The sequence below is a fragment of the Rhodocaloribacter litoris genome (genome assembly GCF_011682235.2).
Lineage (GTDB): Bacteria > Bacteroidota > Rhodothermia > Rhodothermales > ISCAR-4553 > Rhodocaloribacter > Rhodocaloribacter litoris.
Genome location: NZ_CP076718.1, coordinates 3,540,946 through 3,559,353, shown reverse-complemented (window position 1 = coordinate 3,559,353; position 18,408 = coordinate 3,540,946). Strand labels below are relative to the sequence as shown.

General features: G+C 68.5%; 18 protein-coding genes. 9 read left to right on the top strand and 9 right to left on the bottom strand.

The genetic code is table 11. The features are described 5' to 3' along the window. Positions 1 to 48: 48 nt before the first annotated feature. The gene (locus GQ464_RS14745; RefSeq protein ID WP_228350328.1) at positions 49 to 1,527 is read left to right on the top strand and encodes a M61 family metallopeptidase; all 1,479 of its coding nucleotides are present in this window, start codon (positions 49 to 51) and stop codon (positions 1,525 to 1,527) included. A gap of 8 nt (positions 1,528 to 1,535) precedes the next feature. On the opposite strand, the gene GQ464_RS14740 is transcribed toward GQ464_RS14745, so the two are convergent. Beyond that, on the bottom strand, positions 1,536 to 2,798 hold the full coding sequence (locus GQ464_RS14740; protein WP_228350327.1) for a glycosyltransferase: 1,263 nt from the start codon (positions 2,796 to 2,798) through the stop codon (positions 1,536 to 1,538). A 120-nt stretch (positions 2,799 to 2,918) separates the two neighbouring features. On the opposite strand from GQ464_RS14740, the gene GQ464_RS14735 reads away from it, so the two are divergent. After that, entirely contained in the window at positions 2,919 to 3,404 is a 486-nt protein-coding gene (locus GQ464_RS14735; protein WP_166976895.1) for a PH domain-containing protein, read from the top strand. Here the strand turns inward: GQ464_RS14735 and GQ464_RS14730 are convergent. After that, positions 3,388 to 4,056: a nitroreductase family protein gene (locus GQ464_RS14730; RefSeq protein WP_166976896.1), complete on the bottom strand. Its 669-nt coding sequence runs from the start codon at positions 4,054 to 4,056 to the stop codon at positions 3,388 to 3,390. The genes GQ464_RS14735 and GQ464_RS14730 overlap by 17 nt on opposite strands. 316 nt (positions 4,057 to 4,372) lie before the next feature. Here GQ464_RS14730 and folK point away from each other — a divergent pair, with 316 nt between their 5' ends. The 3 genes from folK to GQ464_RS14715 are packed head-to-tail and all read left to right on the top strand — an operon-like array spanning position 4,373 to position 5,906. After that, entirely contained in the window at positions 4,373 to 4,924 is a 552-nt protein-coding gene (folK, locus tag GQ464_RS14725; protein ID WP_166976897.1) for a 2-amino-4-hydroxy-6-hydroxymethyldihydropteridine diphosphokinase, read from the top strand. A 19-nt stretch (positions 4,925 to 4,943) separates the two neighbouring features. After that, on the top strand, positions 4,944 to 5,654 hold the full coding sequence (locus tag GQ464_RS14720; protein ID WP_166976898.1) for a deoxynucleoside kinase: 711 nt from the start codon (positions 4,944 to 4,946) through the stop codon (positions 5,652 to 5,654). A gap of 9 nt (positions 5,655 to 5,663) precedes the next feature. Next, the gene (locus tag GQ464_RS14715; protein WP_166976899.1) at positions 5,664 to 5,906 is read left to right on the top strand and encodes a hypothetical protein; all 243 of its coding nucleotides are present in this window, start codon (positions 5,664 to 5,666) and stop codon (positions 5,904 to 5,906) included. A gap of 18 nt (positions 5,907 to 5,924) precedes the next feature. Here GQ464_RS14715 and GQ464_RS14710 read toward each other — a convergent pair whose 3' ends face one another. After that, positions 5,925 to 6,593: an outer membrane beta-barrel protein gene (locus tag GQ464_RS14710; RefSeq protein ID WP_166976900.1), complete on the bottom strand. Its 669-nt coding sequence runs from the start codon at positions 6,591 to 6,593 to the stop codon at positions 5,925 to 5,927. A gap of 187 nt (positions 6,594 to 6,780) precedes the next feature. On the opposite strand from GQ464_RS14710, the gene GQ464_RS14705 reads away from it, so the two are divergent. The 3 genes from GQ464_RS14705 (at position 6,781) to ppc (ending at position 11,711) form a co-directional block, all read left to right on the top strand. Then, positions 6,781 to 7,716: a cation diffusion facilitator family transporter gene (locus GQ464_RS14705; protein ID WP_166976901.1), complete on the top strand. Its 936-nt coding sequence runs from the start codon at positions 6,781 to 6,783 to the stop codon at positions 7,714 to 7,716. Positions 7,717 to 7,879: 163 nt separating this feature from the next. Then, positions 7,880 to 8,707 (top strand): orotidine-5'-phosphate decarboxylase, encoded by an 828-nt coding sequence (gene pyrF, locus GQ464_RS14700; protein WP_166976902.1) that lies wholly within the window; start codon positions 7,880 to 7,882, stop codon positions 8,705 to 8,707. Between the two features lie 163 nt (positions 8,708 to 8,870). Further along, a complete protein-coding gene (gene ppc / locus GQ464_RS14695; protein ID WP_166976903.1) occupies positions 8,871 to 11,711 on the top strand; it encodes a phosphoenolpyruvate carboxylase in 2,841 nt (946 codons plus the stop codon). A 180-nt stretch (positions 11,712 to 11,891) separates the two neighbouring features. On the opposite strand, the gene GQ464_RS14690 is transcribed toward ppc, so the two are convergent. The 5 genes from GQ464_RS14690 to GQ464_RS14670 form a co-directional block, all read right to left on the bottom strand. Next, a complete protein-coding gene (locus GQ464_RS14690; protein ID WP_166976904.1) occupies positions 11,892 to 12,209 on the bottom strand; it encodes a EutN/CcmL family microcompartment protein in 318 nt (105 codons plus the stop codon). Further along, on the bottom strand, positions 12,206 to 12,508 hold the full coding sequence (locus GQ464_RS14685) for a EutN/CcmL family microcompartment protein (RefSeq protein WP_166976905.1): 303 nt from the start codon (positions 12,506 to 12,508) through the stop codon (positions 12,206 to 12,208). The genes GQ464_RS14690 and GQ464_RS14685 overlap by 4 nt, the downstream gene beginning before the upstream one ends. A gap of 61 nt (positions 12,509 to 12,569) precedes the next feature. After that, positions 12,570 to 13,967: a hypothetical protein gene (locus GQ464_RS14680; RefSeq protein ID WP_166976906.1), complete on the bottom strand. Its 1,398-nt coding sequence runs from the start codon at positions 13,965 to 13,967 to the stop codon at positions 12,570 to 12,572. Positions 13,968 to 14,128: 161 nt separating this feature from the next. After that, positions 14,129 to 15,325 carry a KamA family radical SAM protein gene (locus tag GQ464_RS14675; RefSeq protein WP_228350326.1) on the bottom strand — a complete coding sequence of 399 codons (1,197 nt, stop codon included), beginning with the start codon at positions 15,323 to 15,325 and terminating at the stop codon, positions 14,129 to 14,131. A gap of 110 nt (positions 15,326 to 15,435) precedes the next feature. Further along, positions 15,436 to 16,452 carry a D-alanine--D-alanine ligase family protein gene (locus tag GQ464_RS14670; protein ID WP_166976907.1) on the bottom strand — a complete coding sequence of 339 codons (1,017 nt, stop codon included), beginning with the start codon at positions 16,450 to 16,452 and terminating at the stop codon, positions 15,436 to 15,438. 177 nt (positions 16,453 to 16,629) lie between these two features. Between GQ464_RS14670 and GQ464_RS14665 the strand changes: the two genes are divergently transcribed. Continuing rightward, positions 16,630 to 17,418: a cyclase family protein gene (locus GQ464_RS14665; protein ID WP_166976908.1), complete on the top strand. Its 789-nt coding sequence runs from the start codon at positions 16,630 to 16,632 to the stop codon at positions 17,416 to 17,418. A gap of 10 nt (positions 17,419 to 17,428) precedes the next feature. Here GQ464_RS14665 and GQ464_RS14660 read toward each other — a convergent pair whose 3' ends face one another. After that, positions 17,429 to 18,379 carry a DUF4097 family beta strand repeat-containing protein gene (locus GQ464_RS14660; RefSeq protein ID WP_166976909.1) on the bottom strand — a complete coding sequence of 317 codons (951 nt, stop codon included), beginning with the start codon at positions 18,377 to 18,379 and terminating at the stop codon, positions 17,429 to 17,431. Between the last annotated feature and the right edge of the window lie 29 nt (positions 18,380 to 18,408).

Below are 18,408 nucleotides of genomic sequence, written 5' to 3'. Positions count from 1 at the left end.
CGTCGTCCTTTCATGCATGTTGGTATGCCCTTCAAGGTGTTGCGGGTTATGTGCGCGCTGTTTCGCCTGCTGTTCCCGGCCCTGCCGCTCTTCCTGTTGACCGGCATCCGCCCGGATACGATCCCTTCGAAGCAGGGGTGTCCGGATACCCCGGCCCGCCTGGCCTACACCTTCCGGATGGACACCACGTCGGCGTCCGTCTTCGTACGCGGCAGGCTGGAAACCCCACCCTGCACCCCGCTGCGCTTTCGCCATCCCGCCCGCCTCGGCCCCTATCCCCTGCAACTGATCACGGACGTCTCGTTCCGCGACGAGCGAAGGGAACTGCATCCGGTCTCAGACGGGCCGGGCACCTGGATCCTGCAGGATGTCCACGGCACGCTACACTTCTCCTACCGGGTGCGCACCGATCGCGACGCGCACGCCCTGCCCGAGGACAACGTCTGGCAATCGGTGATGCCGTACGCCGACTCCTCCCGGCTCTATCTGACACGGTATGCCTTCCTGTGGCCCGAAGGCATTCCCCTCCACCCCGCCATCTCCCTGACCTGGGACGTCCCGGAAGAATGGACTGTGGTGACCCCCTGGTCCAGCGACCGGCGCAGCGTCGAGGCACCCGGACTGTATGCGCTGCTGAAGAACTATTTCGTCGCGTTCCGTACCGGGGACGTACAAACCCGGCGCATCGGCCAGACCAACGTCACGCTGGCCTGGACGGGGCCCGGCACCCTGGCGGAACCGGTGGCGAACCAGATGATGCAGGTTATCCGGACCGTCCTGGACCTGGAGCCGGGCGGCTTCGGCACCCACCTGACGTTCCTGCTGCACGACACGTCCCGCCGGGGTATCATGACCGGCGGAACGGCGGGGGCCTCTTCCATACAACTCCAGTTTCCGCACGGCCTGCCGCTCACCCGGATGTGGCCCTACGCCGGCGAGCACATCCTGCGTATCATGGCCCACGAGCTGATCCATACCTGGACCTACGCCCGCGAACAGGCCCTGCCCCACCCCGCCCCGCTCCCGGTGGAATGGGATACCCCGATGTGCTGGATGCGTGAAGGGGTGACCGAATACCTGGCCCACCTCGCCCTGCTCGATGCCGGCCTGCTCACCCCCGAAGCCCTGAGCCGGAACCTGCAACGCATGACCCGGCTCGCCCGGGGACAGGACCCGGAAGGTGCCTGGACGCTGCAAGATGCCTGCGAGCAATACTACGACAACCCGGCGGCCTTCTACTATACCTACTACGAAGGCATGCGCTTCGCTTTCTACCTCGACATGGCCCTCCGGCAGCACTCGAACGGACACAAGACCCTGCGCGGCTTCATGCAGGCGTTCATTCCGCTCCATCGCGGGGTGGAAAAGAGCTTTCCCCGTTTCCGCTCCGCCTGGCAGGCCTATGCGCCGGCCCCCATCGACAGCGTGGAGGGCCTGCTGGCCCGGCAGGGAAACACCGACCTGACGCCCTATCTCCGCGCCCCCTTCGCCCTCCCGGCTCCCGAAAGCACGCCCGAGCAGCCCTGAACGACGACTCAGCCCGCGCCCCCGAGCAGGGCGGCCAGCTCACCGGCCAGGCGGCGACGGTCGAAGCGACGCACGTAGGCCCGATCCGGCGCGGGCAGCGAACCGGCCCGCCAGCGTTCGTACAGCCCTTCGAGCGCATCGGCGACGGCCTCCACGTCGTCCGGCCCGGTGACGACGGCGGCCCCGTAGGGCGCCAGCGCTTCCCGGACGGCCCCTTCGGGCACGAGCGCCAGGATGGGCTTCTGCGCGCCGAAATACTCGTAGAGCTTGCTCGTCGAGATGCCTTCGGCGCCGGGGCGGCGCCCCACCGTCATCCACAGCACATCGGCCGCCCGGAGGTGGCGCACAGCCTCCCGGTGCGGCAGATAGCCCGTATAGTGCACCAGGTCATCCAGCCCCAGCGCGGTCGCAAGAGCCCGGGAAGCCCCGGGCACCAGCCCGACGAAGACGGCCTCGACGTGCGGGCGCACCCCGGGCCGGCGAGCCAGCAGCAGCGCCAGCGCCTGCAGGAAGGCGTCGGGAGTCTGCGCGTCGTAGAAGATGCCGCTGTAGACGAGCCGCATCCGCGTGCCGTCCCGGGGCACGGGGGGCACGTCGAAATCCGCAGGGTCGAAGCCCTGCGGCAGCACGGTAACGGACGGGGTGAAGCCGGGTCGGGTGTTCCGGGCCAGGAGGGCATCACGGATGTACGTGTTGATCGTGGTCGCGTGACGGCTCGCCCGGAGCACCCGGTGTTCGAGGCGGCGGTGCAGGGCCCGGTGCAGGGGGGTCGGGTAGACGTGGCGCGGGTTGCCCACCCAGTCGTCCCGAAAGTCGGTGATGAGCGGCAGCCCGCTCCACCGGGCCAGGTGCACGGCGACCAGGTGGGCCGTGTACGGCGGGGCCGAGGAGAAGATCGCGTCGAACGTGCCGGCCCGGAGCAGCCGGCGCCCCGCCCGTCCGGCGTGCGGCCACCACCCCACCTTGTTGTCTGGTATGAAGGCAAACTGGCTCAGCCCGGCCCACCACCGCCGTGCCCGTTCCGCCGGCAACGCCACCGTCCGGCCCCTTCCGAAAAGCCGGGTCGGATCCCAGGACGCGGTGCGCACGACCTCAGTGCCCGCCGCTTCGACGTCCGCCAGCAGCGACGCATCATAGGCAAAATAGCCGCCCGGCGCCGCCGTGAGCACGGTGGGCCGCCAGCCGTGCTCCGGCAGGTACTTGACGAACTTCGCCACCCGCTGCACTCCGCTGAGCCCCATCGGAGGGAAATAGTATGCAACCACGAGCACACGGCGCTCGTCAGCAGAACGACCGGGCGCGACGAAACGTTGATGTGTCGAGACGTTCATACGCTCCTGCACGGCGCTATCCGACCGGAACGATCGCAGCCGTCAAGCCCTGGCGATACGATGGAAAGAAAGGAACCGGTTTTTCCCTCGAAGGTGGACCGCTGGCTGATCGCGGTCCTGGTGCTTTCCTACGGGCTGGGCATGGCCGCGTGCCTGGCGGCGCTTGCCAGCGAGAGCGGCACCGGAGACCGGGTCCTGGCGGCCGGCGCCCTGCTGGTGCTCCTGGCCACCCTCTCGCTCATCGTCCCCTGCCGCTACCGGCTGGCCGCCGACGCCCTCCTGATCCGCAGCGGGGTGATCCGCTACCGGGTGCCTTACGACGCCATCGTACGGGTACGGCCCACGAGAAACCCGCTGGCGAGCCCGGCGCTCTCGCTCGACCGTCTCCGCATCGACTACCGGGCCGGCAACCGTCGCCGCTTCGTCCTGATCTCGCCCCGCCACCGGCAAAGCTTTCTGCACGAGCTGGCCACCCGCGTGCCCGGCCTCACCCTCGACGACCGCGGCCACCTCACCCGCCACGACGCCCTCATCGAAACGTCGTGACCTCCTCCAGCGCCTTCCGCGCAATGCCGGGCACCACGGCATCGTCCGCCGGATAGCCGACCACGAGCAGGAGAAACGGGTGTTCGTTCTCGGGTCGTTTCAGGAGCTCATTGAGAAAGCGCATCGGGCTCGGCGTATGCGTGAGGGTCGCCAGCCCGGCCAGATGCAACCCCGTGATGAGCATCCCCACGGCAATACCGACCGATTCCTGCACGTAGTAGTTCTTCTCTTTCGAGCCGTCCGGCGATACCCGGTAGCGCTCGGCAAAGACCGCGATGAGGTACGGGGCCGTTTCGAGGAAAGGCTTGTGCTCGTCGGTGCCGAGCGGGGCCAGCGCTTCCAGCCAGGCCCTGGGCGCGCGTTCCCGGTAGAAGGCCCGTTCTTCCTCCTCGGCCGCCGCGCGGATCTCGCGCTTGAGTTCCGGATCCGAGACGACGACGAAGTGCCAAGGTTGCCGGTTGGCCCCGCTCGGCGCTGTAGCCGCCGCCCGCAGGCACGCCTCGATGACTGCGCGCGGCACGGGCCGGTCCGAAAACTGCCGCACGGTGCGCCGCCGCTGCATCGCCTCGTAAAACGCCGTCGCCCGCTGGAGCATCTCGGCCTCGGAGTACGACGGAAATTCCCTCAGGGGAACGAAGACAGGTTCATGCATAGACTTCCGGATATTAAACGGGTCATAGCCATTGAAGGCGTCGGTGGGCAGCGCGATGTAGCCGCACCCTTCACGGGTGCACCCCCTGACCCACAGGAGAGCCCGGACCGACGGGACGCGTTGCGCGGTGGGTCCGGTTCGCTAAGGGCAGCCATGACCTCCACCATGGGTTGAAACCGATGTTGAAAGATAGGCCGGGGCAGGCCCGCATGCCACGGGTCCCGTCCGTTTCCGGACCCGCCGCGAACGCCTCCGGTGCCACGAAACGTTCAATACCCTCCTCTTTTCCGCGAAGAAGCCGTACCTTTCCAACGTGATGCACCCGCAACCGATGCCGGTCGATGCCTACGTGGCGCTGGGAGCCAACCTGGGCGACCGCCTGCAGCAGCTACGCACGGCCGTGGCCCGGCTCGACGCCGACGCGGGCATCCGCGTCGTGGCGGCCTCGCCCCTCTACGAGGGCCCGGCCCACACCCTCACCCCCGGCGAGAAACAACCGCCCTACCTCAACGCCGTCGTCCACCTGCGGACGCGGCACCTGCCCGAGGCCCTGCTGGACGTCCTGCTGGCGCTCGAACACCGGGCGGGCCGGGATCGCCGGGCAGGCCGCTGGGCCCCCCGCCCCCTCGACCTGGACCTGCTCGTCTACGACGCCCTCACCTGCTCAACCCCCACCCTCACCCTGCCGCATCCCCGCCTGGGCAACCGCCGCTTCGTCCTCCGGCCCCTGGCCGACCTCGCCCCGAACCTGTACGTTCCCCCGCCGTATGATACGACGGTCCGGATCCTGCTCGACCGTTGCCCGGACCCGACCCCGCTCGTCCGCCTCCCCCAGCCCCTTTGGACGGGCGAGCTTCCGCCTCCCTGACCGAACCCCACCCGCCCCCATGGAACCCGAGATCACCCCCGGTCCACAGGCTCCTGCACCGCCGGTGACACCCCACGAGGACCTGCGCTACCTCGTCATCGAAGGGGTCATCGGGGCCGGTAAGACCACGCTGGCCCGCCTGCTCGCCGAACGCTTCAACGCCCGGCTCGTCCTCGAAGCCTTCGACGAAAACCCGTTCCTCGCCCGCTTCTACGAAGACCGCCGCCGCTGGGCCTTTCACACCCAGCTCAGCTTCCTGGCCAGCCGCTTCCGCCAGCAGCAGAACCTGCTCAAGCGCGACCTCTTCCAGCAACTCGTCATCAGCGACTACAGCTTCGACAAGGACCGCATCTTCGCCCACCTCAACCTCGAAGGCGACGAGCGACGGCTCTACGACACCCTCTTCACCCTGATGCAGCCCGTCGTCCCGACGCCGGACCTGGTCGTCTACCTCCAGTGCACGACCGAGCGCCTCCTGCAGAACATCGCCCGGCGCGGCCGCCCCTATGAAAAAGACATGGACCCCGACTATATCGACACCCTCAACCGGGCCTACAACCACTACTTCTACCATTACACCAAAAGCCCGCTGCTGATCATCCATGCCTCCCACATCGATTTCGTCAGGAATCCGGACGAACTGGAGGAACTTGTCCGGCAGATCATGACGATAAAACATCCCGGTACGACCTACTTCAACCCGACGCCCTCCGGCTCGCTTCACCTGTAAGGTCCCATCGTGCTCAAGCTGTTGTTCAACACGGTCCTGCTCGTCCTCCTGTTCTACCTCGTGCTCCGGTACGCCCGCAACCTGATCCGTGCCGCCCTGCACGACGGCCGGCCACCGCGCGAGATGCCGCCGCCTCCCGACCCGCCCTCCTACGGCCCGCGAGCCTACGAGCGGCAACGCATGGCCCCTCGGGCCCGATCCACCCCGCCCCACCTCGACATCGAAGACGCCCGGTGGGAAGACCTCCCCTGACCGCGGGCGTGCGTTCCCTCAGCGGCCCAGCACCACCCCGAGCCGCACCATCAGAAAGCGCATGTTGTTGTCCTCGGTGCGGTCGATATCCCGGTTGAAAGCGGGTTTCTCGAAAGAAGTCGCAAGAAACGTGAAAGCCGGTTCGGCAAACACCTGCAGGCGGGATGAAAGGATGACCCCGACCCCGACAGCCCCCTCCAGGCCCAGGGTGGTTTCGGATTCCCCCGGGAGCGTCAGGTGCTCGCCGGCAGCGGAAACCGTGAGACGGTCGAGCGTGCGCCGGTAAAGCCCGAAACCGGCGGCAACGTAGGGAGCGAACCGGTCGCTCGCCTCCAGATTGGCTTTCAGGCGGAAGGTGCCCGACAGCACGGCCAGGCCCCCGCCGTCGAGACGGAGATCCAGGCCCAGTACACCGGCATCGGCCAGAAACTCGTCCTTTTCGAGTGGAAACCGCCGGTAGTCCACCCCGATGACGGCTTCTGCCTGCCCGAAAACCCGGAAACCGACACCGGCCCCGGCCTGCAAACCGGTTTCCCAGAAATCTACAAAGCTGTTCGGCCCGACGGGCGATGCCGATCCGGCATGCCCGTAAAACCGAACGGCCGGCTGGGCCGCCGCCGGCACGATAAGACCAAGCCACAGGAACAGGGCGGCCGGCACACGTCGCAAGACCGTCGATGTGTTCATGGCACGAAGGCCGGCTCCTTCCCACCGCTGCCGGTCGGAAAGAAATCGGCGGGACAGATTCTCGGGCAAACGCGCGGCAGGACTACGGGAAAGGTACCCCGGCGGAACCCGGGATTCAATGCCCTGCGGATCCTGAAGACGACGGCGGCATACGGAAAGGGAATCGTGGACACGGGACCGGCAGACGATGGGTCATACACATCACCACCACCACCACGTGCACGACACGCCGCCGGGCGGAGGACAGCGGCTCGGCTGGTCCATTGCCCTGAACCTGCTCATCACAGTGGCGGAGGTCATCGGGGGCATCGTCTCGGGCAGCCTGGCCCTGCTCTCGGACGCCCTGCACAACTTCAGCGATACGGCCTCGCTGGGCGTAGCCTACGGGGCACGACGCCTGTCCGGGCGGGCCGCCAACCAGCGCAAGACGTTCGGGTACCGGCGGGCCGAGATTCTCGGTGCCTTCGTCAACCTGATCACGCTGGTGCTCATCGCCCTTTTTCTGATCCAGGAAGCCGTGCGCCGGATGCTCGACCCGCAGCCCGTCGACGGGCCGGTGATGCTCGCGGTGGCGGTAATCGGGCTGGGGGCCAACGTGGCCACGGCGCTGCTGCTCCACCGCGACGCCCGGCACAGCCTCAACGTCAAGAGCGCCTACCTGCACATCCTCACCGACGCCGTCTCGTCGGTCGGGGTCGTCCTCGGCGGCGTGCTGATCCTCTGGCTCGACGTCTACCTGGTCGACCCCATCCTGACGCTGCTCATCTCGGTGTACATCCTCTATCACAGCTACCACCTGCTGCGTCGCACCACCGACATCCTGATGGAGGGAGCCCCGCCCCGCCTCGACCTCGACGAGGTCATCCGCGCCGTGCAGGCCATCGACGGTGTGCTGGACATGCACCACCTGCACGTGTGGCAACTGGACGAAAACCACCCGGCCCTCGAAGCCCACATCGTCATCGAAAAGGAGGACCTGGCACGGATGGAAACCATCAAGCAACGCATCAAGGACCTGCTGCAAGAGCGCTTCGGCATCGGCCACTCGACGCTGGAGTTCGAGTTCGTACCCTGTGGCCAGGATCCGGCCCCCCCGTGCTTCGAGAAAGCAACGGCCCGATGACGTTTCTCACGGAGATTCGACAATCCGGCGTCGAGGACCAGGCAGCGGGACGCGTATATTCGGCTGTCGTCCGCAGTGTGTGCATGCCGCCCCAACCGGATCGCGTCATGCGCGAACGGGATGACGCCCTCGTGCTCCTTCCCCACCCGTCCACCGGCCTGCCGTGACCGCCACGTTCACCGAACGCCTGCTTCAGATTCAGGCCCGCAAAAAGTCGGTCCTCTGCGTGGGGCTCGACCCCGACCCGGCGCGCATGCCGCCCCACCTGTTCGCCGGCGCGACCCCTGCCGCGGCCGTCGTCGCCTTCAACACCGCTCTCATCGAGGCCACGGCCGCCGTGGCGTGTGCCTACAAGCTCAACCTCGCCTTCTACGAGGCCCTCGGAGCCGAAGGCTGGCGCGCCCTGGAAGCCACGTGCCGCCAGCTTCCGGACGACGTGCTCGTCATTGCCGACGGCAAACGGGGAGACATCGGCAATTCGGCGCGCTTCTATGCCCGGTCGGTCTTCGAGCAACTGGGCTGCGACGCCTGCACCGTGACGCCCTACATGGGCCACGACGCCGTGCAGCCCTTCCTGGCCTATCCGGGCAAAGCCGCCTTCGTGCTCGCCCGCACCTCGAACCCCGGCGCAGCGGACTTCCAGGAGCGCGACTGCCGGGGCGAGCCGCTTTACCTGTACGTGGCCCGGCAGGTGGCCGCCTGGGCCGCCGAAGCCCCCGGCGACGGTGGGCTCGTCGCCGGCGCCACCAGCGCGGCGGCCCTGCGCACCCTTCGCGAGGCCTGCCCGGACCTGCCGCTGCTCATCCCCGGCGTAGGTGCCCAGGGCGGCGATGCCCGCGCGGTGATGCAGGCGGCCGGCCGCGGCCCCGTTCTGATCAACAGCAGCCGGCAGATCCTCTACGCCGCCGGCGGCACGGACTTCGCCGAAGCCGCCGCCCGCGAAGCCGAACGCCTCCGGCAAACCCTCGAAGAGGCCCGGGGGCGAGCATGACCGCCCCCGGCCACAGGCACGCGGGTGCCGGCCCGCACACGCACGGCCTGCCTCACCGTGCAACACCCCGCCCCGGTGCATGCCCCCCCGGCCCATCGGACTGGTATTTTCCCGCACGATTGTAGATTTTCCTTTTTTCACCCCTCAGTCCCGCAACGCTCCCATGCCTGCACCGAATCCCTGGCGTCCGGATGACGGCGTCGTCTGGATCTCCGAGTCCCTGCACGAAGTGGTGGACCTGCTCGGCACCGAGCTCGGGCAGGCCGTCGAAAACCAGTACGGCCCGGCATTGCTCGACGACATCGAGGTGCTGCACCGCCTGTGCCGCCGTGCCACGAACGAGGACGACCCGGCCCCCCGTGCCGAGGCCGAGGCCCGCATTGCCGCCCTGGACCTGGACCGGATCGTCGAGCTCCTGCGTTCCTACACCGCCTTCTTTCACCTGCTCAACCAGGCCGAACAGCAGGAAATCATCCGCATCAACCGGGAACGGGCACGGCAGGCCACCCCGGAACACCCCCGTGCCGACGCCATCGACGAGGCCCTCTTCCATCTTCGCACGCGGGGCCTCCCGGCGGAGGAGGCGCTGGCGGTACTCGGCCGCCTCGACATCCAGCCCACGATGACGGCCCATCCCACCGAGGCGCGGCGCCGGAGCATCCTGTACAAACAGCAAAGCCTGGCCACCCTGCTCACGCAGCGTCGCCGCCAGTGCGAGACGACGCCCGTCGAAGCCGAACAGGCCCGCCTCGACGTCCACAACCAGATCGCCCTCCTGCTGGCTACCGACGAGGTCCGTGCCGAGCGCGTCAGCGTCGAGAACGAGGTGGAACATGGCCTCTACTTTCTGAGCAACACGATCTGGGAGACGGTGCCCCGGATCTATGCCGACGTGCGCCGGGCCTTCGAACAGTACTACGGTATCACCCCCGAGCTACCCGCCTTCCTCCGCTTCCGCTCCTGGATCGGCAGCGACCGGGACGGCAACCCGAACGTCACGCCCGAGGTGACGCGATGGACCGTCCGGCGGCTGCGACAGGTGGCGCTCCGGCTCCACTACGAGGCGCTGCGCCACCTGCGCCGCGAGCTCAGCCTTTCCGAGCGACAGATCCGCATCCCCGAGGCCCTGACCGCCTCACTCGCCGAAGACGCCGCCGAGATCACGCTCGACCCGGCCTGGGCACGGCAGTTTCAGTACGAGCCGTACCGCCTCAAAATCAGCTACATGATGACACGGGTGGCGACCCTGCTCGAGGCCGCACGCACCGGCGAGGAAACACCGGCCCCGCCCGTCTACGACAGCACCCGCTATCTCCAGGACCTGCTGCTGCTCCGGCGCTGTCTCGAAGCCACCGGCTTCGGCGAACTGGCGCGGGACGGCCAGCTCGGCCGGTTGCTGGCCCGAACCCGCACCTTCGGCTTCCACATGGCCGCCCTCGACATCCGGCAGCACAGCCGGGTGCACGAGGAAGCGGTGGCGGCCCTGCTCCGCATCGCCGGCGTGACCGGGGACTACGCCGCCCTCACCGAGGCGGAGCGGCTCGAACTGCTCACCCGGGAACTGCACAACCCCCGTCCCCTGCGCCCCCACGGCGCCCCCCTGCCCGAAACGGCCCGGATGGTCATCGAAACGTTCGAGGTCGCCCGCGAGATGGCCGCGCAGGAACCGGCCGCCCTCGGCAGCCTCATCGTCAGCATGACCCACGCCGTGAGCGACCTGCTGGAGGTCATGCTCCTGGCCAAAGAGGTCGGCCTCTGGCGTCTGGAAGGCGACACCGTCACCTGCCCGCTCGACATCGTCCCCCTCTTCGAAACCATCGAAGACCTGGAGACGGCCCACCTGTTCATGGAAACCCTCTTCGAGCATCCCGTCTACCGGAAGCACCTGGCCGCCCGCGGTCACTTCCAGGAGATCATGCTCGGCTACTCGGACTCGAACAAGGACGGCGGCTTCTGGATGGCCAACTGGGCACTGCACAAGGCGCAGGAACGCCTGGGACGCGTCTGCCGGGATTACGGGGTCGACTTCCGGCTCTTCCACGGGCGCGGCGGCACCGTCGGGCGGGGTGGCGGGCGGGCCAACCGGGCCATCCTGGCCATGCCCCCCGTCTCGCACAACGGCCGCATCCGCTTCACGGAGCAGGGCGAGGTCATCTCCTTCCGCTACGCCCTCCCCGAGATCGCCCATCGCCACCTGGAGCAGATCGTCAACGCGATGCTGCTGGCCACGGTCCCCGGCGGGCCGCGGGAAGCACCGGCCACGGCGGAAGACACCCGACGCCCGGCTTCCCGCGTCACCTCCGACGCCCCGGAAGCACGGCTCATGGAAGAACTGGCCGACCGCGCCATGCAGGCCTACCGCGACCTCATCCACGACGAACAGCTCTGGACCTGGTACACCCGCATCACCCCCATCGCCCAGATCAGCCGCCTGCCCATCGCCTCCCGGCCCGTCTCCCGCAAATCCGCCGACGAGGTCGACTTCGAGGGACTGCGCGCCATCCCCTGGGTCTTCGCCTGGACGCAGACGCGCTACATCGTCCCCGGATGGTATGGCCTGGGACGTGCCCTGGCCGAAGCCCTCGACGCCGGAAGCGCCCCCCTCGACATCCTCCGCCGCATGTACCGGGAATGGCCCTTCTTCCGCGCCGTCATCGACAACGCCCAGCTGGAGATGGCCCGGGCCCGCCTGGAGATCGCCCGCCACTACGCCCGCCTGGCCGACGACATCCACAAACCCTTCCACGACATCATCGCCACCGACTTCCACCGTGCCCGCACGGCCGTGCTCCAGATCACCGGCCAGGCGGAACTGCTCGACATCAGCCGCGCCGTGCAGCAGTCCATCGTCCTGCGCAACCCGTATACGGACGTGCTCAACCTGTTGCAGATCGAACTGATGAAGCGTGAGCGGGCCGCCCGCCCCGCAGAACGTGAGGCACTCCGGCAGGCCCTCTTCCTGAGCATCAACGGCATCGCCGCCGCCATGCAAAGCACCGGCTGACGCGGGGCGTGGCGGGCACCCGCCGCTGCAACCGGGAACGGATCATCACGGATTTGAGGACATCCCACCTCACGGGCCCCGAAGGCATCAAGGCGCAAAAGACGCGACAGGCCCCCGGTCTTCAACGGGCAATGTGCCATCCCTTCCCGGCACACGGGCGTTCCCGGACGGGAGCGGGGATCATTCCGGCCCCGTGTCGGTGCCCGCTCCGGGCAGGGTGTGCCACGTCGTATCCAGGCGGTCGATGCGTTCGACCACCCCGACGATGGTCGCATCCGTAGGGGTCAGGTTCGGGTGAAAGGGGATGGCGGCCTCGCTGGAGGTGACGTAGAGGACCACGTCGCCCACCCCGGCGTCGGCCGTGTCCAGCATGACGATCGGGTCGCCGAGCGCGTCGCCGCCGAAGGTCAGGGGCTGGGCAAAGAGCAGGCGCCGCCCTTCGAGGGTGGGATACTTGCGGGTGGCCCAGACGGTACCGATGACGCGGGCGAGGTTCATGCGACGGGTTCGGCTTCGGTCACCCCGGCGGTCGCGGGCACGTCGAGCTTGTCCACGATGGCTGTGATGACGGCGTCGACGGGCTTGTTGCGGGTCAGCTCGGTCTGACGGGCGCTCGACCCGGTGGCGAACAGCACGATCTCCCCCACGCCGGCCCCGACGCTGTCCACGGCGACGACGAAGCTGTCCTTGAGCGTGTAGTCCAGATCGACCTCCTGCACGATCTGCAGCTTCATGCCGACGAGCTGTTCGTCCTTGCGGGTGGCCCAGACGGTACCGACAACTTTTCCGAGCGTCATGATTCGGCCGGATGATAGGCAGCGGGTAGCGGATGCCGGAAGAGAACGACGGGCGGCGTCTTCAAGATTCGATGATGGTACACGTGCCCGTCTCGTAGGCCTCGTAGAGCGCGGCGGTTGCCTCCGCCTTGAAGTCGTCCGGCGTCCGGTGGCGTTCCTGGAGGAGGGCCACGCCCACGTAGACCTTGCCGTCGAAGCCGGCGGCATCGAGCCGTTCCTGGAGGCCGAGGGCCCAGGATTCGACGTCGTCGAGGGGTTCACGGTAGAAGACGCCGTACATCAGCTCGCCGAAGCGCTCGATGCGTGCGGTGGGGACGGCCTCGTGCAGCTGCCCCTTCAGGGCGACTTCGGCCTGTTCGATGTCGCCTTCGGAGGCCGCCCGGAGGCGCTCACCGCCTTCGAGATAAACCAGGGCCAGCACCAGCGGGTGCCGGCGCATACGGGCCTGTGCCATCTCCTCGGCGATGATCTCGCGACGCGGGCGCGGCGCCGAGGCCGGAACCGACGGCGGCAGGCGGCCGTCGAGGAGGACGCCGAGCAAGTCGGCACTCCGGAGCAACAGGGCCTGTGCGCGGGGCGTCTCGAAGACGCGCTCGTCCATGGCGTCGGCCAGGAGAAAGAAGGCGTTCGGGCGCGTGACGTGTCCCGTGGCGCCGCCCTGCACGGGAGCCACGGCCACACGCCGCACGGCGATGGGCTCGCGGTAGTACCCGAGGCTCTTGGCCGGCAGGTCACTCTCGTGCACCCGGCGTACCCACACCGGGGCCTCGCCCGCAGGCAGCAGCGGGATGCGTGTCGAGAAGCTGCCGGGACCGCGGGCATAGCCGTTCCGGCTGACGATCGCGACGATATGGTAGCGGAGGGCGATTTCCTCCTGCCGAAGCAGGCAGACCGTGGTGGCCTTCAGCGCCGACCGGAGGGCATGGAGCACGGGCAACAGCACGTCTTCCTCGTACCCGTCCGCCGCCGCCTCCACGGCCACGTAGCGTTCGGGATCCTTCTTGCGCACCTCGATCACCATGTCCTCCTCCGCTTCGGCCTCGATGCCACGGTCGTCCGTCGCCGGCGTCCCGCCCGTCCCGGGCACGGCTTCCGCGGCTCGCTCCTGCTCCGGAGGCTCGCCGCCCCGGGCTCCGGGCATCCCGGCGTGTTCCGGCGTGGCCGCGGGCATCACATCCGGCACCCCGGCTTCCTGCTGCAGGTGCGGCCCCGGGCGCGCCTCCGACGCCTTGGGCCGGATCTCCAGAATTCCGAGCGCCTTGAGCTCGTCGTCCCCCTCCCGGGCCGGTGGCGCATACTGCACCTTCATCCGGCGATGACGACGACGCAGCAGCGCCACGAAGGCCAGGAGTGCCCCCAGCACCAGCCCCCCGGCAATCACAAACAGCAACGGCTCCTTCAACACGACGGCAAGAACGACAGCCACAATGGCCAGGATGAACATAAGGATACGAATCATATGGAGAGGCACCGGGGCCGTGGGCAAAACGGGACTGCGCGAAAGCCGATTATCTCCAAATCTGCGCCAATCTACCAGCACACATTACGAAAGTCAACAAAAACGCGCTGTTGCCGCCTGTTTGCGACAATTTTTCCGCAGACCCGGCAAGCCTTTTCGCTTCACCCCTGCCGGTGCAGCAGGGGTTCCTCCCGCCGCGGGACCCCGGTGACTATCGTGGCAACGTTCTCCGGAAGGCGGACGGCCGGCAACGTGAGCCCCGGTGCCTCACCCGGCGGGAGGGGGTTGGGCTCGGCCCACAGCGGCCCGCGCGGCGTGCGCATCAGCACGTGGTCGCCGGCTCGCCCGAGCACGTACGACCGGTTGAGCGGGACCTTGCCAAAGGGCGTATCGAGCACGTACTTCGGGATGGCAAAGCCGGTCGTCCGGCCCTGCAGCGCTTCCATGAGGGCCATGCCCCGCTCGATGGAGGTGCGGAAATGGGCCGTCCCGCCGATGAGCTGGGCCTGGTAGAGGTAGTAGGGCCGCACCCGCATCCGGACGAGCCCCTCACACAGGGCCTTCATCGTGGTCACGTCGTCGTTGATGCCGCGCAGGAGCACCGTCTGATTGCCGACGGGGACACCGGCCCGGAGCAGCCGGTCGACGGCCTCGGCCGCATCGTCCGTGAGTTCCTTCGGGTGGTTGAAATGCGTGTTCACCCACACCGGATGGTACTTCTCGAGCACGGCGCAGAGCGCGGGGGTGATGCGATAGGGCAGTGTCACCGGCAGCCGGGTACCCAGCCGTAAAATCTCGACGTGTGGGATGGCCCGGAGCGCCCCCAGCAGCTCGTCCAGGTGGGCGTCGTTGAAGGTCAGCGGGTCGCCGCCGGTCAGGAGCACGTCCCGGATCTCGGGGTGGGCGGCGATGTAGTCGATGGCGGCCCGGTGCTCGGCCCGGCGCATCATGTATTCGGCGTCCCCCACCATGCGCTTGCGCAGGCAGTACCGGCAATAGATGGCACACTCGGCCGTAACGCAGAAGGCCACCCGGTCCGGATAGTTGTGGATGAGGTTTTTCACGGGGGAGTGGGCCACCTCTTCGAGCGGGTCGACGACGCCGACGAGGTCCGGGGCCAGCTCGTTCATGCGGGGCACCATCTGCCGCCGGATGGGGCAATCCGGGTCGTCCGGGTCCATGAGCGCGGCATAGTACGGTGTGATGTTCCACCGGAAGACGTCCCGGGTCGCCTCGATGGCGGCCAGTTCGTCCGGCACGGGGTTGATGTAGCGCCGCAGCGTCGGCTCGTCGTGCACGCGATGCTGCATCTGCCAGCGCCAGTCGCGCCACTGCGGGTGATGACGGTCAGGGTTCACGATTGTGCGGAGGAAGGTGGGGAGGTCTGGAGGATGGCGTCCAAACGCCTTCAATCTTCAACCCGCAATCCGATGCGACTTCGTGGCCTGCGTGCCCGAACGCGCCGCGCTCATCCGGCCCGGCGGCGGGTGGCCAGAGGCAGGCCGAGCCGGCGGAAGCCCCGGGCCAGCACGTCGGCCAGGAAGTCGGGATAGGTACGTCCCGTGAGTTCGGCCAGGATGGCGAAGGTGCCGTCCGGTGCGAAGGTGGGCAGCGGGTTGATCTCCAGAAACCACGGCCGGCCCGTCGCATCGACGCGGAAGTCGAGCCGGGCGAAGTCGCGGCACTGGAGCTTTGCGTAGACCCGCAGGGCCAGGCGCTGCAGTTCCTTCTCGAGTGCCGGGGAGAGCGTTCCTTCGAGCGCGTAGTCCCAGGTGCGTCCGGGCAGGCCCCGCCGTTCCAGCGCGTGCAGCCCGATGCGGGTGGTGGTCTCGACGGCCCGTTGCAGCACGGGCAGGGCTTCGGGCGGATCGTTCCCGACGACGGCGACCGTGAACTCGCCGCCCCCCTCGATGAACGGCTCGACCAGGGCGTCCTGATCGTACGCAGACACGATCCGATCCACCTGTGCCCGGAGGGCCTCCACGGTGTCGACCCGGCTCTCGGCCGTGATCCCCTTCGAGGAGCCTTCGTACCGGGGTTTGACGAAGAGCGGGAACGGCCCGGGCAGGTCGTCCGCGTCGACGTCACCCGCCGAGGCATAGATGCGGTACGGCGGCGTGGGCACCCCGGCGGCGACGGCCAGGTCCTTCGTCCAGGCCTTGTCCAGGCTGAGCGAGAGCGTCAGCGCATCGGAACCCAGGCAGGGGATGCCGGCCATCTCCAGCAGGATGGGGGCATAAGCTTCCCGGTTGCGGCTGCGCGCCCCCTCGGCGATGTTGACGGCCGCGTCCAGCTCGAGCGTGTCGAGCCGCCGGAGCAGGTCGAACGCAGTGCCGACCGGGACGGGCACATACCCGAGTGCCCGGACCGCCGCCGCCAGCGCCTCGACGGTCTCCGGCGGCTCGTTCTCGGCGTCGGCGTCGGGCGCCTCACCCGGCACCCACGGATAGTCTTCGAAAAGGTCGTATACCAGCCCGATGCGCATGTCTTCTTTCGCTACGCCTGCGTCGACAACAGGCCAAACTACGACGCCGGACCGCCGCCGCCCACCTACGCCGGCAAAATCCACCCGGTTTTCGAAGGCTCCGTGGAAACGCCGTAGACGATGCCCGGCTGCCGTATCTTTCCCGGCGACGGACACCAACGGAACGGAGGTACACCCATGCGAACCATGCTGCTGCTCATCCCGCTGCTGGCCCTCCCGGCCTGCGAATCGCCGGCACCCTTCCCGCAGGGCGAGCTCGTCGACCTGACCCATCCCTTCGACGCCGAAACCATCTACTGGCCTACCGCCTCCGGCTTCACGAAGACGACCGACTTCGAGGGCTACACCGACGCCGGGTACTACTATGCGGCGTACTCGTTCTGCACCGCCGAGCACGGCGGCACCCACCTGGACGCCCCCGTGCACTTCGCCGAAGGGCGCCAGGCGACGGACGAGATCCCGCTCGACCGCCTGATGGGCCCGGCCGTCGTCGTGGACGTGACGGCACAGGCCGCCGCCGACCGCGACTACCGCGTCACGGTGGCCGACTTCGAGGCCTGGGAAGCCCGGCACGGCCGCCTGCCCGACGGCGTCATCGTGCTGCTGCGTACCGGCTTCGGGCAGTACTGGCCCGACCGCGTGCGCTACATGGGCACCGATGCCCGCGGCCCCGAAGCCGTCGCCGACCTCCACTTCCCCGGCCTGCATCCCGAAGCGGCCGCCTGGCTCGTCGAAAACCGGTCGGTCCACGCCGTCGGCATCGACACCCCCAGCATCGACTACGGGCAATCGAAGCTGTTCGAAACCCACCAGACCCTCTTTGCGGAGAACATCCCGGCCTTTGAGAACGTGGCCAACCTGGACCGCCTGCCGGAAACGGGCGCCTACGTCATTGCCCTGCCGATGAAGATCCGGGGAGGCAGCGGGGGGCCGCTGCGCATCGTGGCCATCGTGCCGGCGGGCTGAGAAGCGCCGGTCAGCGGCCGCCCGTCGTATCCGGCGGCACGGCGACCGGCGCGGGGCCGGGCGGAACCGCGGCCGACGTGTCCGCCGGGGGAGCCATGGCCGTGTCGGCCGGCACGTCTTCTCCGGCCGGCGGCACCTCGAGGGGACCTTCCCGCAGGACGATGTTGCCGTTTTCCGTCTTCAGCGTGACGGTGGCCGCACCGGTACCCAGGCGTCCCTGAAAGTGCCCTCCGGCTCCCTGCGGATCGAGTCGCCGGTCGGCGAAGGTGAGGCCGTCCACGCGGATCTCACCGGCGCTGGTGCCGGCCTCGATGCGGGCCGAGACGGCCGCCGGCAGGGCCAGCGTAACGTTGCCGTTGACGGTCGTCAGGCGTACGGACTCCCCGGCGGGCAGGCGGTTCATGCCGACGGCCACGTTGCCGTTGGCGGTCTGCACCGTCACCCCGGCGCCGGCACCGGTGATGCGGACGTTGCCGTTCTCATTCGTCACCGTGATCGGCCCTTCCAGCCCGTCCAGGGAAACGTTGCCGCTCCGGAGGAGGATGTGGAGGGTCGCGCCGCGCGGTACGGTGCCTTCGACGTCCACGCGGCTGAGCTCGGCACGGTCCGCGCGGAGCAGATACCGGTACGTCTGTGCATCGCCGCTCTCCTCGATGCGGATGCGCTCCAGGTTGCGGCGTGCGGCCCCGGCATCGTCGCCCCGGGCGCGCTTCGTGAAGGTGAAGCGGGCCACCGCATCGACCGACGCCGTGAGGACAACGTCGCCGGCGAAACCGTCCAGCACGAGCGTCCGGGCACCGGGGGCCACGGCCCGGCTGACGGCCTCCTGTACCTCCGCCGAGCCGAGCACCAGGCTCCCCTCCTCGGTCTGCCGGACGTCCGCCCCCTGCTGGCAACCCGCCAGCAGAACCACCGCCCCGGCGAGCAGGCCCCCGGTCCATACACAAAAAATGCGGGTCATCGACGACATGGTCTTCCTCCGGCATCCGG